This window comes from Pseudomonas benzenivorans (assembly GCF_024397895.1).
In the GTDB taxonomy this organism is placed as follows: domain Bacteria; phylum Pseudomonadota; class Gammaproteobacteria; order Pseudomonadales; family Pseudomonadaceae; genus Aquipseudomonas; species Aquipseudomonas benzenivorans_A.
Map to the genome: position 1 here is coordinate 3856844 of NZ_CP073346.1, position 13688 is coordinate 3870531.

General features: G+C 63.5%; 15 protein-coding genes. 12 read left to right on the forward strand and 3 right to left on the reverse strand.

What is annotated here, in order from left to right; translation table 11 throughout:
* Positions 1-48: 48 nt before the first annotated feature.
* Both KDW96_RS18085 and ygfZ read right to left on the reverse strand, forming a co-directional pair.
* Complete coding sequence (locus KDW96_RS18085) at positions 49-888, reverse strand: HDOD domain-containing protein (RefSeq protein ID WP_255837602.1); 840 nt, start codon at positions 886-888, stop codon at positions 49-51.
* 37 nt (positions 889-925) lie between these two features.
* Positions 926-1867, reverse strand: a complete 942-nt coding sequence (ygfZ, locus tag KDW96_RS18090) for a CAF17-like 4Fe-4S cluster assembly/insertion protein YgfZ (RefSeq protein WP_255837603.1) — start codon at positions 1865-1867, stop codon at positions 926-928.
* A 189-nt stretch (positions 1868-2056) separates the two neighbouring features.
* Here ygfZ and KDW96_RS18095 point away from each other — a divergent pair, with 189 nt between their 5' ends.
* On the forward strand, positions 2057-2311 hold the full coding sequence (locus tag KDW96_RS18095; RefSeq protein ID WP_255837604.1) for an FAD assembly factor SdhE: 255 nt from the start codon (positions 2057-2059) through the stop codon (positions 2309-2311).
* Entirely contained in the window at positions 2295-2747 is a 453-nt protein-coding gene (locus KDW96_RS18100; protein ID WP_255837605.1) for a protein YgfX, read from the forward strand. Before KDW96_RS18095 ends, KDW96_RS18100 begins: the two co-directional genes overlap by 17 nt.
* Here the strand turns inward: KDW96_RS18100 and nadB are convergent.
* Positions 2716-4332: an L-aspartate oxidase gene (nadB, locus tag KDW96_RS18105; RefSeq protein ID WP_255837606.1), complete on the reverse strand. Its 1617-nt coding sequence runs from the start codon at positions 4330-4332 to the stop codon at positions 2716-2718. The genes KDW96_RS18100 and nadB overlap by 32 nt on opposite strands.
* Before the next feature lie 376 nt (positions 4333-4708).
* Between nadB and rpoE the strand changes: the two genes are divergently transcribed.
* From rpoE to era, 10 genes are all read left to right on the forward strand, one after another.
* On the forward strand, positions 4709-5290 hold the full coding sequence (gene rpoE / locus KDW96_RS18110) for an RNA polymerase sigma factor RpoE/AlgU (protein ID WP_255837607.1): 582 nt from the start codon (positions 4709-4711) through the stop codon (positions 5288-5290).
* Positions 5291-5321: 31 nt separating this feature from the next.
* The gene (locus KDW96_RS18115; protein ID WP_255837608.1) at positions 5322-5912 is read left to right on the forward strand and encodes a sigma-E factor negative regulatory protein; all 591 of its coding nucleotides are present in this window, start codon (positions 5322-5324) and stop codon (positions 5910-5912) included.
* A gap of 8 nt (positions 5913-5920) precedes the next feature.
* Positions 5921-6877 (forward strand): MucB/RseB C-terminal domain-containing protein, encoded by a 957-nt coding sequence (locus KDW96_RS18120; RefSeq protein ID WP_255837609.1) that lies wholly within the window; start codon positions 5921-5923, stop codon positions 6875-6877.
* Entirely contained in the window at positions 6874-7329 is a 456-nt protein-coding gene (locus KDW96_RS18125) for a SoxR reducing system RseC family protein (protein ID WP_255837610.1), read from the forward strand. The genes KDW96_RS18120 and KDW96_RS18125 overlap by 4 nt, the downstream gene beginning before the upstream one ends.
* Positions 7330-7366: 37 nt before the next feature.
* Positions 7367-8797, forward strand: a complete 1431-nt coding sequence (locus KDW96_RS18130; RefSeq protein ID WP_255837611.1) for a DegQ family serine endoprotease — start codon at positions 7367-7369, stop codon at positions 8795-8797.
* Positions 8798-8945: 148 nt separating this feature from the next.
* Positions 8946-10745: a translation elongation factor 4 gene (lepA, locus tag KDW96_RS18135; RefSeq protein WP_255837612.1), complete on the forward strand. Its 1800-nt coding sequence runs from the start codon at positions 8946-8948 to the stop codon at positions 10743-10745.
* A gap of 6 nt (positions 10746-10751) precedes the next feature.
* Positions 10752-11606 carry a signal peptidase I gene (gene lepB / locus KDW96_RS18140; protein WP_255837613.1) on the forward strand — a complete coding sequence of 285 codons (855 nt, stop codon included), beginning with the start codon at positions 10752-10754 and terminating at the stop codon, positions 11604-11606.
* A gap of 107 nt (positions 11607-11713) precedes the next feature.
* Positions 11714-12091, forward strand: a complete 378-nt coding sequence (locus KDW96_RS18145) for a DUF4845 domain-containing protein (protein WP_255837614.1) — start codon at positions 11714-11716, stop codon at positions 12089-12091.
* Positions 12088-12777 (forward strand): ribonuclease III, encoded by a 690-nt coding sequence (gene rnc / locus KDW96_RS18150; RefSeq protein ID WP_255837615.1) that lies wholly within the window; start codon positions 12088-12090, stop codon positions 12775-12777. Before KDW96_RS18145 ends, rnc begins: the two co-directional genes overlap by 4 nt.
* Positions 12770-13672, forward strand: coding sequence for a GTPase Era (gene era / locus KDW96_RS18155; RefSeq protein ID WP_255837616.1), 903 nt, complete (start codon positions 12770-12772; stop codon positions 13670-13672). Before rnc ends, era begins: the two co-directional genes overlap by 8 nt.
* Positions 13673-13688: the final 16 nt, after the last annotated feature.

Here is a 13688-nt window from a genome sequence, read left to right on the forward strand (position 1 = left end):
GCCGGGGCGTTCGGTTGGTCCTGGCCGCGGCGCGGTGCTGCCGCAGAATCAGCCCTGCAGCATGCTCATGGCCGCGTCCATTGCCGCCGAGAGGTCTTCGTCTTCCTGCATGTCGACAGTCGGGTCGAGGCCGAGCTTGGCGAACGCCGGGATCTTGCTCCAGTCCAGCTGGGTGAAGGGATGCTCGCTGCCCAGGTAGCTCTGCAGGGTGGCGACCTGGACGATGTCGACGTAGTCGGCCTTGGCGCTGTCGCGGCTGAAGTTCAGGTGCTGGCTGGGGACCATGGCGATCTGCTCGGGGAATTCCCAGGTGCGCAGGATCTTGTCGCCGATGATCGGGTGAATCTTCTCGATCACATGGTTGAGGCTGATCGAGTCGGCCAGCAGTTCGCTGTGGTCCTCGGCGTAGGTGAGGATCGGCAGCACGCCGATCTGGTGCACCAGGCCGGCGAGGGTCGCCTGGTCCGGCATCAGGCGGGTGTAGTGGCGGCACAGGACGTGGCAGATGCCGGCGATCTCGGTGCTCTTGTTCCACACCTCGCGCATCTTGCGGTCGACCACATCGCTGGTGGCCTGGAACATCTGCTCCATCGCCAGGCCGGTGGCCAGGTTGCTGGTGTAGTTGATGCCCAGGCGGCCCACCGCCATCTGCAGGTCGGTGATTTCCTTGTTGGTGCGCAGCAGCGGGCTGTTGACCACCTTGATGATGCGCGCGGTCAGGGCCGCATCGTTGCCGATCACCTTGCTCAGCTGGGGAATGCCGATGTTCGGGTCTTCCGCGGCCTCGCGCACGCGCAGCGCGACTTCCGGCAGGGTGGGCAGGACCAGGGCGTCGTTGTCGATGGCCTGGAGCAGTTCTTCTTGGACTTTTTCGGCAAGCTTGCTCATGCGCAGTTCTCTTCGGAGTCGGGCAGCGAGGAAGGGTTTAGCGCTGGATTTCGCGATCGGCATCCAGGCCGTAAGGTAGATCGAGCAGCGTCAGCGGCCGGCCCTCGGGGGCGCCGAGGCGGATGCGTCCGTCGTTCACGGCGTCCTCCTGCAGCACGGCGAGCAGCTCGACGCCGCTGTCGCTGCGGGCCGCCAGCACCACTTCGCCCACGCCGGAATTGTGCACCGGCGAGAATAGCTCGACCGATGGCTCTGGCAGACCGTCGTCCGCCAGGGCCAGGCGATACAGGCGACGCTTGAGTTTGCCCAGGTACTGCATGCGCGCGACGATTTCCTGGCCGGTATAACAGCCTTTCTTGAAACTGACCGCGCCCAGGGCCTGCAGATTGAGCATCTGTGGGATGAACAGCTCGCGGGTGGCGCCCAGTACCTGGGCAACGCCGGCGCGCACTTGCGCCAGCATCCAGGCGTTCAGCGGCGCCTCGCTGAGCTGCGCGGCCAGGCGCGCGCGCAGGGTCTCGGCTTCGCTGGCCGGTGCCCAGAGCTCGCTGCGACCGTCGCTCAGGCGCAGGGCCAGCAGGTCGTTGGCGCGGGCCACGCTGTCGGCTTCCTGGGCCAGGTCCAGGCCCAGGCTGACCAGTACGCCGTCGCCGCCGCTGAGGCCGAAACGCACCCAGGCATCGCGCTCATCGCCGAGCTTGGACTTGGAAAACGCCGCATATTTCTGCAGGTCGGCCAGCTGCGGCTCGATCAGTTCGTTGGCCATGGCCAGCAGGAAGCCGTCCGCCACGCTGACGATGCGGAAGCTCGACAGCATGCGGCCCTTGGGTGTGCAGCGGGCGCCCAGGCTGCAACGGCTCTCGCTCAGGTAGTTGAGGTTGCAGGTCAGCTGGCCCTGGAGGAACTTGCTGGCGTCGGCACCGCGAACGGCAAGGATGCCTTCGTGGCTGAGGGTGCAGAAAAATGCGGTTTCGGCCATGGGGAACTGGGGATCGCTGGGTAAGAGTCAGGGGCGACATCATAGAGCGCCACCGGGGGCTTGTCAGCGGTTGCGCGCAGCGCCTGCCCATCGACGGGCGGACGGTCGTCCGTCGAGGTCAACAGCCCGCGCTTTCATCGTTATACTGCCGGGCTGACTCAACGCCGGGCAATCTCAAGGAATCTGCTAATGGTCGACTCGACTGAACTCAATCGCCTGTTCTGGCATAGCCGTCGCGGCATGCTGGAGCTGGACGTGCTGCTGGTACCGTTCGTCAAGGAGGTCTATGCGACCCTCGACGCCGAGGATCGGGCGCGTTACCGCAAGCTGCTCGAGTGCGAGGATCAGGACATGTTCGGCTGGTTCATGCAGCGCGGCGAGCCGGAAGATGCCGATCTCAAGCGCATGGTTCGCATGATTCTGGACCGTGTCCAGCCCAAGTGAAGGCTTCGAGTGTCGCTGGCGGCCGTCGCGGCAACTGTTGCTGTGCTACGGGCTGATCCAGGCGCTGGCGCTGCTTGCCCTGCTGCTGGTCGAGTTGCCGCCCTGGGGCTACGGGCTGGTCGTTGGGCTGTGCCTGGCCCACGCGCTCTGGGTGCTGCCGCGGCATATCCTGCTGAGTGCGCCCGAGGCGTTCCGCGCCCTGCGCTGTGACGCCGAGGGCTGGCAACTGTGGAGTGAGGCGAAGGGCTGGCAGGCGATCCAGCTGCGTCCCGACAGCCTGGCTTTGCCGCTGATCGTGGTGCTGCGTTTTCGCCTGGCGGGCGAGTGGCGGGTGCGTGGTTTGTGCATTCCGCGCGACGCGCTGGCGCACCACCTGCACCGGCGTCTGCGCGTGCGGCTGAAATTCAGTCGGCGTAGGTGGGCGGCGCCAGAATAGTGTCCTCGGCCACCGGCAGCTGCTCGGGGTAATCCAGGGTGTAGTGCAGCCCTCGCGACTCCTTGCGCGCCATCGCCGAGCGGATCATCAACTCAGCCACCTGGGCCAGGTTGCGCAGCTCGATCAGGTCGCGGCTCACCTTGTAGTTGCTGTAGAACTCGTCGATCTCGTCGAGCAGCAGGCGCACCCGGTGCTGGGCGCGTTGCAGGCGCTTGTTGGTGCGCACGATGCCGACGTAGTCCCACATGAAGCGCCGCAGCTCGTCCCAGTTGTGCGCGATGATCACGTCCTCGTCGGAGTCGGTCACCTGGCTGGCGTCCCAGCACGGCAGGTCCGCCGGCATGGGCACCTGGTCCAGCGCTTGGGTGATATGGCTGGTGGCGGCGCGGGCGTAGACGAAACACTCCAGCAGCGAGTTGCTGGCCATGCGGTTGGCGCCGTGCAGGCCGGTGAAACTGGTCTCGCCGATGGCGTACAGGCCTGGGACGTCGGTCTGGCCGTTGCGGTCGACCACCACGCCGCCGCAGGTGTAGTGCGCCGCCGGTACCACGGGGATCGGTTCGCGGGTGATGTCGATGCCGAAACCCAGGCAGCGCTCGTAGACAGTCGGGAAGTGCGACTTGATGAAGTCCGCCGGCTTGTGACTGATGTCCAGGTACACGCAGTCCGCGCCCAGGCGCTTCATTTCATGGTCGATGGCGCGGGCGACGATGTCGCGTGGAGCCAGTTCGCCGCGCTGATCGAAGCGCTGCATGAAGCGTTGGCCGTCGGGCAGTTTGAGCAGGGCGCCTTCGCCGCGCAGGGCTTCGGTCACCAGGAAACTCTTGGCCTGGGGGTGGTACAGGCAGGTGGGGTGGAACTGGTTGAACTCCAGGTTGCCGACTCGGCAGCCGGCGCGCCAGGCCATGGCGATGCCGTCGCCGCAGGCGCCGTCCGGGTTGCTGGTGTAGAGGTAGACCTTGGCCGCGCCGCCGGTGGCAAGCACGACGAAGCGCGCACTGAAGGTATCGACGTGGCCGCTGTTGCGGTTGAGCACGTAGGCGCCGAGGCAGCGCTGGCCGTCAAGCTCCAGCTTGCGCTCGGTGATCAGGTCGACCGCCACGCACTGCTCCAGCAGCTCGATGTTTGGCCGCTGTCGGGCCTGATCCAGCAGGGTGTTGAAGATCGCCGCGCCTGTGGCGTCGGCGGCGTGGATGATGCGCCTGTGGCTGTGGCCGCCTTCACGGGTCAGGTGGAATTCGAACCCCCGCTCTTCGCCAGCGCTCTGCTCATCGCGGGTGAAGGGCACGCCCTGGTCGATCAGCCACTGGATCGCGTCGCGGCTGTGCTCCACGGTGAAGCGCACGGCGTCTTCGCGGCACAGGCCGGCGCCGGCATTGAGGGTGTCTTCGACGTGGGATTCGACCGTGTCACTGTCGTCCAGTACCGCCGCCACACCGCCCTGGGCCCAGTAGGTGGAACCGTTGGCCAGGCTGCCCTTGCTCAGCACGGCGATGCGCAGGTGCTGGGGAAGGGTCAGGGCAAGGGTCAGGCCGGCTGCGCCGCTGCCGATGACTAGAACGTCGTGCTGGTACTGTTGGCTCATGGGCAAATTCCGCGAAAAAGCGCCCCTAGTATATAGAGGGGGTGGTCGGCACAATAGCGCGCTTATGACGGGCTATGGTGCTCGGGAACTTTCTTAGTGTCTCGGGTTCCATAAACGGTCGCCCCAGGTGGGTCGTGTCCATGACGGCGTGGTGGAGCACATCTCAGCGATGGGTTCGCCGACGGAGCGAGCGGGTGGCCTAAGATTATTTGCGCGGCAGGGAGCAGCTCTCTGCCGCGTTATTCCGTGCGACGCGTAAAGCGGTTTGCCGGAAGCTTGTTTGAGGGGGAGAACTTTTGCGCGACGCCCGAGTCTATGTTGGCAAGCCGAATCACCGGCAGGCGCTGCACTCCTTCGAGCTCTACGAGGAGTGTTCATGCTAGCCCAGGAAGAGGATCAGCAGCTGGTCGAGCGCGTTCAGCGCGGCGACAAGCGGGCATTTGATCTGTTGGTGCTGAAGTATCAGCACAAGATTCTCGGGTTGATCGTGCGTTTCGTGCACGACAGCCATGAGGCCCAGGATGTGGCGCAGGAAGCTTTCGTCAAGGCCTACCGGGCATTAGGGAATTTCCGTGGCGAGAGTGCTTTTTATACCTGGCTGTATCGGATCGCCATCAATACGGCGAAAAACCATCTGGTGTCGCGGGGACGGCGACCACCGGACAGTGATGTAAGTGCTGAGGATGCGGAGTTCTACGAAGGCGACCATGCCCTGAAGGATATCGAGTCGCCAGAGCGCGCCCTGCTGAGGGATGAGATCGAAGCCACGGTGCATCGCAGCATCCAGCAGTTGCCAGAAGATTTGCGTACGGCCCTAACCTTGCGTGAATTCGATGGTCTCAGTTACGAGGACATTGCCAGCGTCATGCAGTGTCCGGTGGGCACCGTGCGTTCGCGAATCTTTCGAGCGCGCGAGGCCATAGACAAGTCCCTGCAACCCTTGTTGCAGGACACCTAAGACAGCGGCGACAGCCAAGAGAGGAACCGCCATGAGTCGAGAAGCCCTGCAGGAATCGCTGTCCGCGGTGATGGATAACGAAGCGGACGAATTGGAACTGCGGCGTGTGCTCAGTGCGAGCAACGACGACGAGCTGCGCGCGACCTGGTCGCGTTATCAGATCGCCCGCGCCGTCATGCACAAGGAGTTGCTGGAGCCGAAGCTGGATATCGCGGCGGCGGTGTCCGCGGCGCTTGCCGATGAGACGCTGCCGGTGGCCAGCAAGGTGGTGCGCGGTCCCTGGCGTTCGATCGGTCGTCTGGCTGTAGCGGCCTCGGTGACTGTCGCCGTGCTGGCAGGCGTGCGCCTGTACAACCAGGATGAAGTCACTGGCGCGCAGTTGGCGCAGCAGCAGGCCGCTCAGCCGGCGCTGGCCAGTCCCCAGGCACAGGGCCCGGCAATGCTCGCGGGCTACAGTGCCGCAGCGGAACTGCCTGTGGCGCAGGCGGCTGTCGAGGCTGAGTCGGGCTGGCATGAGCAGCGCCTGCCGGCTTATCTGCGTCAGCATGCCCAGCAGGCCGCCATGAGTGGCGGCGAAAGCGCATTGCCTTATGCGCGCGCGGCTAGCCTGGAAAGCCGTTAAGGAGACGCATGCGCTTTATTCCCCTCTCGTTGTTGCTCTGCGGCAGCTGCTGGGCGTTTTCCGTCTCCGCTGCCGACAGCGCGCAAGACTGGCTGCAGCGCCTGGGCGAGGCTGAGCGCAGCCAGAGCTTTCAGGGTACGTTTGTTTACGAGCGAAACGGCAGCTTCTCCACCCACAGCATCTGGCATAGGGTCGAGCAGGATGGCGCCGTGCGCGAGCGGTTGTTGCAGCTGGATGGTCCGGCCCAGGAAGTGTTGCGGGTCAATGGGCGCGCCGAATGCGTAAGCGGTGCGCTGGCCGACCAGGTCGCCGGAAATCAGGCCTGGCCTGCCCGTGAGCTGGATGTCGAGCAGTTGCAGCAGTGGTATGAGTTGCGCCTCGCGGGGGAGTCCCGAGTGGCCGACCGTGCGGCGGTGGTGCTGCTCTTGGTGCCGCGTGACCAGCATCGTTATGGGGTTGAGCTCCATCTTGATCGCGACAGCGGTCTACCGCTGAAGACGCTGTTGCTGAACGATAAGGGGCAGTTGCTCGAGCGCTTCCAGTTCACGCGCCTGGATACCGCGTCACCGCCCGCCGATGATTCGCTGCAACCGAGCGCTGATTGTCAGTCGGTGCGCCTGGCCGAGGCGAAGGCGCCTGCCGCCGGTGCCTGGCGAGCGGACTGGTTGCCGCCTGGTTTTACCTTGAGCAGTGCCAGTCAACGCCGTAGCCCGGTCTCGGATGAGGCGGTTTCCTGTTTGGTATATGACGATGGCGTGGCCCGCTTCAGCGTGTTCCTGGAGCCGCTGCATGGCGCTGCCGTCGGGGATGCGCGCAGTCAGCTTGGTCCGACGGTTGCGGTTTCCCGGCGAATGGCCACCGACGATGGCGACATGATGGTCACGGTGGTCGGTGAGATCCCGCTGGGAACGGCCGAGCGGGTCGCCCTGTCGATGCGTGCCAGCGAAGCGCAGGTCGCACCATGATCGAGGAGCAGGGGCGGGTCGTCGCCGTCGAGGCGGGGGCGGTGTGGGTCGAGACCCTGCGCAAGAGCACTTGCTCCAGTTGCTCGGTGAGTGCCGGTTGCGGCCAGGGCGTGCTCGATCGCCTCGGTGTGGGCGGCCGCCGCGGCCATGCGCGCGCGCTGTCCGATCTGTCGCTGAGCGTCGGCGACGAGGTGGTGATCGGTGTGCGGGAAGACCTCCTGGTGCGAGCTTCCCTGTTGGTGTACCTGATGCCTCTGCTAGGGTTGTTCGCGGCGGCATTGCTCGCCGGGGCAATGTCGCTGAGTGAGCCCTATGTGGTGCTCTGCGCGGGCGGCGGGATGCTGCTGTCCTGGCTCGGGGTGCGTTGGCGCAGCGCGCGTATTGCCGGAGATCCGGCTTTGCAGCCAGTGGTCTTGCGTGCCCTCATAGCGAATGCTGCGCCTGCGCTGTGAATCTTGTTGTTTCTTGTGGATGGGGAGCTGTATGTCGATGCCTAGGCTGAAACTGTGTTTTTCCGCGTTGCTGGCGGTGGTGCTGTTGGGCCAGACGATCGCCGCGCATGCGGAGTTGCCGGATTTTACCGAATTGGTCGAGGATGCTTCACCGGCGGTGGTGAACATCAGTACCCGGCAGAAGATCCCGGAGCGGGTCGCCAGCGGTGGCGGGCAACTGCCGATCCCCGATCTCGAGGGGTTGCCGCCGATGTTTCGGGAGTTTTTCGAGCGCAATATCCCACAGGTGCCGCGCTCACCCGGCGGTGGTCGTCAGCGCGAGGCGCAGTCGCTGGGCTCGGGCTTTATCATTTCCGCCGACGGTTACGTGCTGACCAACAATCACGTGATTGCCGATGCCGACGAGATCCTGGTGCGCCTGTCGGACCGCAGCGAGCTGGAAGCCAAGCTGGTGGGTACCGATCCGCGCAGCGACGTGGCCTTGCTCAAGATTGACGGTAAAAATCTGCCCACGGTCAAGCTGGGCAAGTCCGAGGAGTTGAAGGTCGGCGAGTGGGTGTTGGCGATTGGTTCGCCGTTCGGTTTCGATCACTCGGTAACGGCTGGCATCGTCAGTGCCAAGGGCCGCAGCCTGCCGAACGAAAGCTACGTGCCTTTCATCCAGACCGATGTGGCGATCAATCCGGGTAACTCCGGTGGCCCGCTGTTCAATCTGGATGGCGAAGTGGTCGGCATCAACTCGCAGATTTTCACCCGCTCCGGAGGCTTCATGGGCCTGTCCTTCGCCATTCCGATGAGCGTGGCCCTGGACGTGGCCGAGCAGCTCAAGGCAGACGGCAAGGTCAGTCGCGGTTGGCTCGGCGTGGTGATTCAGGAAGTGAACAAGGACCTGGCCGAGTCCTTCGGCCTGGACAAGCCGGCTGGCGCGCTGGTCGCCCAGGTGCTGGACAACGGGCCGGCCGCCAAGGGCGGCCTGCAGGTTGGCGATGTGATCCTCAGCCTGAACGACAAGCCGATCATCATGTCCGCCGATCTGCCCCATCTGGTCGGCGCTCTGAAGCCGGGCAGCACGGCCGAATTGGATGTGGTCCGTGAAGGCTCGCGCAAGAAACTCCAGCTCACCATTGGCGCCCTGCCGGAAGAGGGCGAGATGCTGGCCGGCGATACGGCGCCGGGCGGCGAGCGCAGCAGCAATCGCCTCGGGGTCAAGGTGGTCGAGTTGAGCGCTGAGCAGCGTAAGAGTCTCGATCTTCAGGGTGGTGTGGTCATCACCGAGGTACTGGAGGGGCCCGCGGCGATGATTGGTTTGCGGGCTGGCGATGTGATCACTCACCTGAACAACCAGGCGATCGATTCGGCCAAGACCTTCACCCAGGTGGCGCAATCCTTGCCGAAGAATCGTTCGGTATCGATGCGTGTGCTGCGCCAGGGGCGCGCCAGCTTCATCACCTTCAAGCTGGCGGAGTAAATCCGCCGATCCGCAAAAGGGCGACTGCGGTCGCCCTTTTTCATGCCTGCCGGTCGGCGCCCGGGCGTGACGTGCGCGGCGTCGATCGGGTACACTTCCCGGCTATTTTCGGCGGGCAGTCGCCTGCGGCCTTTTCGAGTGTTGTTCTGTGAGTGACCTGAGTCATATCCGCAATTTCTCCATCATCGCCCATATCGATCATGGCAAGTCCACCTTGGCTGACCGCTTCATCCAGATGTGCGGCGGCCTGAGCGAGCGTGAAATGGAGGCCCAGGTGCTGGACTCCATGGACCTGGAGCGCGAGCGCGGCATCACCATCAAGGCGCACAGCGTGACCCTGCACTACAAGGCGCGGGACGGGAAGACCTACCAGCTGAACTTCATCGACACCCCCGGCCACGTCGACTTCACCTATGAGGTCAGTCGTTCCCTGGCCGCCTGTGAAGGTGCGATCCTGGTGGTGGATGCCGGCCAGGGTGTCGAAGCCCAATCCGTGGCCAATTGTTACACCGCCATTGAGCAGGGCCTGGAGGTCATGCCGGTGCTGAACAAGATGGATCTGCCCCAGGCCGACCCGGACAAGGTCAAGGATGAGATCGAACACATCATCGGCATCGACGCCACCGACGCCGTGCCCTGCAGCGCCAAGAGCGGCATGGGCGTAGACGAGGTGCTGGAGCGCTTGGTGCAGGTCATTCCGGCACCCACAGGCGACATAGAGGCGCCGTTGCAGGCATTGATCATCGACTCCTGGTTCGACAACTACCTGGGCGTGGTCTCCCTGGTGCGGGTGCGCCACGGCCGTATCAAGAAGGGCGACAAGGTGCTGGTCAAGTCCACCGGCAAGATCCACCAGGTCGACAGTGTCGGTGTGTTCACCCCGAAACACACTGCCACCGCCGACCTCAAGGCCGGCGAGGTGGGCTTCATCATCGCCGGCATCAAGGACATTCATGGCGCACCGGTAGGCGATACCCTGACCCTGGCCGCCACCCCCGATGTGGAAATGCTGCCGGGCTTCAAGCGGGTCAAGCCGCAGGTCTATGCCGGTCTGTTTCCCGTCAGTTCGGACGACTTCGAGGACTTCCGCGAGGCCCTGCAGAAGCTGACCCTCAACGACGCGGCCCTGCAGTATGAGCCGGAAAGCTCGGATGCCCTGGGCTTCGGCTTCCGCATCGGTTTCCTCGGCATGCTGCACATGGAGATCATTCAGGAGCGCCTGGAGCGCGAGTACGACCTGGACCTGATCACCACGGCGCCAACCGTGGTGTTCGAGGTGGTGATGAAGAACGGCGATACGATCTACGTCGACAACCCGTCAAAGCTGCCGGATCAGGCCTCGGTCGAGGACATGCGCGAGCCGATCGTGCGGGCCAATATCCTGGTGCCTCAGGAGCATCTGGGCAACGTCATCACCCTGTGCATCGAGAAGCGCGGGGTGCAGCGCGACATGCAGTTCCTCAGCAGTCAGGTGCAGGTGTCCTATGACTTGCCGATGAACGAGGTGGTCCTCGACTTCTTCGATCGGCTGAAATCTGTCAGCCGTGGCTACGCGTCCCTGGACTACAGCTTCGACCGTTTCGAGTCGGCCAACCTGGTCAAGCTGGATGTGCTGATCAATGGCGAGAAGGTCGATGCCCTGGCCCTGATCGTCCATCGGGACAAGGCCCACTACAAGGGCCGTGCGTTGACCGAGAAAATGAAGGAGCTGATCCCGCGGCAGATGTTCGACGTGGCGATTCAGGCGGCGATAGGCGGACAGATTGTCGCGCGGACCACCGTCAAGGCGCTGCGCAAGAACGTACTGGCTAAATGCTACGGTGGCGACGTGAGCCGCAAGCGCAAGCTGCTGGAGAAGCAGAAGGCCGGTAAGAAAAGGATGAAGCAGGTGGGCAGCGTGGAAATCCCCCAGGAAGCCTTCCTCGCCGTGCTGAAAGTGGATAGTTAAGGGCCTATGTCGATCAATTTTCCGCTGTTGCTGGTCATTGCCGTTGCGGTCTGCGGTGCCCTGGCTCTCTTCGACCTGGTGTTTCTGGCGCCCCGTCGCCGCGCGGCCATCGATCAGTACCAGGGCCAGGTCGACCAGCCCGACGAGGCGGTGGTCGAGCGCCTGAACAAGGAACCGCTGCTGGTCGAGTACGGCAAGTCGTTCTTTCCGGTGCTGGCGATCGTGCTGGTGTTGCGCTCGTTTCTGGTGGAACCGTTCCAGATTCCGTCCGGTTCGATGAAGCCGACGCTGGAAGTGGGCGACTTCATCCTGGTCAACAAGTTTGCCTACGGCATTCGCCTGCCGGTGCTGGATACCAAGATCATCGAGGTCGACGACCCCCAGCGCGGCGATGTCATGGTCTTCCGCTATCCCAGCGACCCGAACATCAATTACATCAAGCGTGTGGTCGGCCTGGCCGGCGACCATATCCGCTACAGCAGCGACAAGCGCCTGTTCGTCAATGGCAAGCCGGTGGCGGAGCAGTTGCTCGGCGAGGAGTCAGGCAGCCTCGGCAGCGTGGCGCTCTATCAGGAGCGTCTGGGCGAGATGGAGCATCTGATCCGCAAGGAGATGCACCGTTATCGCGTCGAGCCGGGACGGGAGTGGGTGGTGCCCGAGGGGCACTACTTCATGATGGGCGACAATCGCGACAACTCGAACGACAGTCGCTACTGGAACGACCCGAACATCCCCAAGCCATTGCTGGGTATGGTGCCGGACCGGAATATAGTGGGTAAGGCCTTCGCCGTGTGGATGAGCTGGCCGGATCCAAAGTTGCGCAATCTGCCGAACTTCTCCCGGGTCGGCCTGATCCATTGACGGCTTGTTTTTTGCGGCGCTGCTCAATGCAGCGCTTTCAGCTACGTATAAACTTGTCCAAGAGTCTGCGGGGCTCTTTCACTATCTCTAGAACCTTGGGGTCAAACATGACATTTGCGCGTTCGCAAAAGGGCTTGTCGGTACTCAGCTTGCTGTTCGTGTTGGCGGTTGTGGCATTTCTCGCCAGCGCGGTGTTCAAGATGCTGCCGCACTACCTCGACTACATGTCCATGGAAAAGATCATCACCTCGGTGGGCACCGATCAAAGCCTGGATATCAAGACTGTGAGCGATTTCTATGGGCACGTCGGTAGAGGCATGGAAGTCAACAGCATTCGCGATGTGAGTCTGAAAGACATACTCAAGGTCAAGGTCGAGAACAACGAGTTCATTGCCCACCTGCAATACGAGAAGCGCGAGCCGTTGATCCAGAATCTCGATCTGGTGGCGCGCTTCGACAAAGAATACCGCGTGCGCATGCCGTGAGTGCTTCGTTAGACCGTCTGGAGCGTCAGCTCGGCTACAGCTTCAAGGACCGGGACCTGATGGTCCTGGCACTCACCCACCGCAGTTTTGCCGGGCGCAACAATGAGCGCCTGGAGTTTCTCGGCGATGCCATCCTCAACTTCGTCGCCGGCGAGGCGCTGTTCGAGCGTTTTCCCCAGGCCCGGGAAGGCCAGCTGTCTCGGCTACGCGCGCGGCTGGTGAAGGGCGAGACCCTGGCCGTGCTGGCCCGTGGCTTCGATCTGGGCGAGTACCTGCGCCTCGGTTCCGGTGAGCTGAAGAGCGGCGGTTTCCGCCGCGAGTCCATCCTCGCCGATGCCCTGGAAGCGCTGATCGGGGCCATCTATCTGGATGCCGGCATGGACGCGGCCCGCGAGCGGGTGCTGGCCTGGCTGACCAGTGAGCTGGACGGTCTGACCCTGGTCGACACCAACAAGGACCCGAAGACCCGGCTGCAGGAGTTTCTGCAGTCACGTGCCTGTGAACTGCCCCGCTACGAGGTGGTGGATGTGCAGGGCGAGCCGCACTGCCGGACATTCGTGGTCGAGTGTCAGGTCACCCTATTGAACGAAAAGACCCTGGGGCAGGGGGCCAGTCGGCGTATCGCCGAACAGGTCGCCGCGGCAGCCGCCCTGATCGCCCTGGGTGTGGAGAATGGCAATGACTGATGCACCCGTAACACGCTGTGGCTATGTCGCCATCGTCGGCCGGCCCAACGTGGGCAAGTCGACGCTGCTCAACCACATCCTCGGCCAGAAGTTGGCCATCACCTCGCGCAAGCCGCAAACCACCCGGCACAACATGCTCGGCATCAAGACCGAGGGTGAGGTACAGGCCATCTACGTCGACACACCGGGTCTGCACAAGAACAGCGAGAAAGCCCTCAATCGCTACATGAACAAGAACGCTTCGGCGGCGTTGAAGGACGTCGACGTGGTGATCTTCGTGGTCGACCGCACCCGCTGGACCGACGAGGATCAGATGGTCCTGGAGCGCGTGCAGTACGTCCAGGGTCCGGTGATCCTGGCGGTCAACAAGACCGACCGCATCGAGGAAAAAGCCGAGCTGATGCCCCATCTGGAGTGGTTGGCGCAGCAACTGCCGAACGCGGAGATCGTGCCGATCTCGGCGCAGCATGGACATAATCTGGATACCCTGGAGAAGCTGGTGGGCGAGCGCCTGCCCGAGGGTGTGCACTTCTTCCCGGAAGACCAGGTGACCGACCGCTCCAGCCGTTTTTTCGCCGCCGAGCTGGTGCGCGAGAAGATCATGCGCCAGCTCGGCGCCGAGCTGCCCTACCAGATCACCGTGGAGATCGAGGAGTTCAAGCGCGAAGGGCGCATCCTGCATATCCATGCGCTGATACTGGTCGAGCGCGATGGCCAGAAGAAGATCATCATCGGCGACAAGGGTGAGCGCATCAAGCGTATCGGCCAGGAGGCGCGCAAGGACATGGAGGTGATGTTCGACTCCAAGGTCATGCTCAACCTCTGGGTCAAGGTCAAAGGCGGCTGGTCGGACGACGAGCGCGCCCTGCGCTCGCTGGGTTACGACGACATCTGAGCCGTCTCCGGGCGCG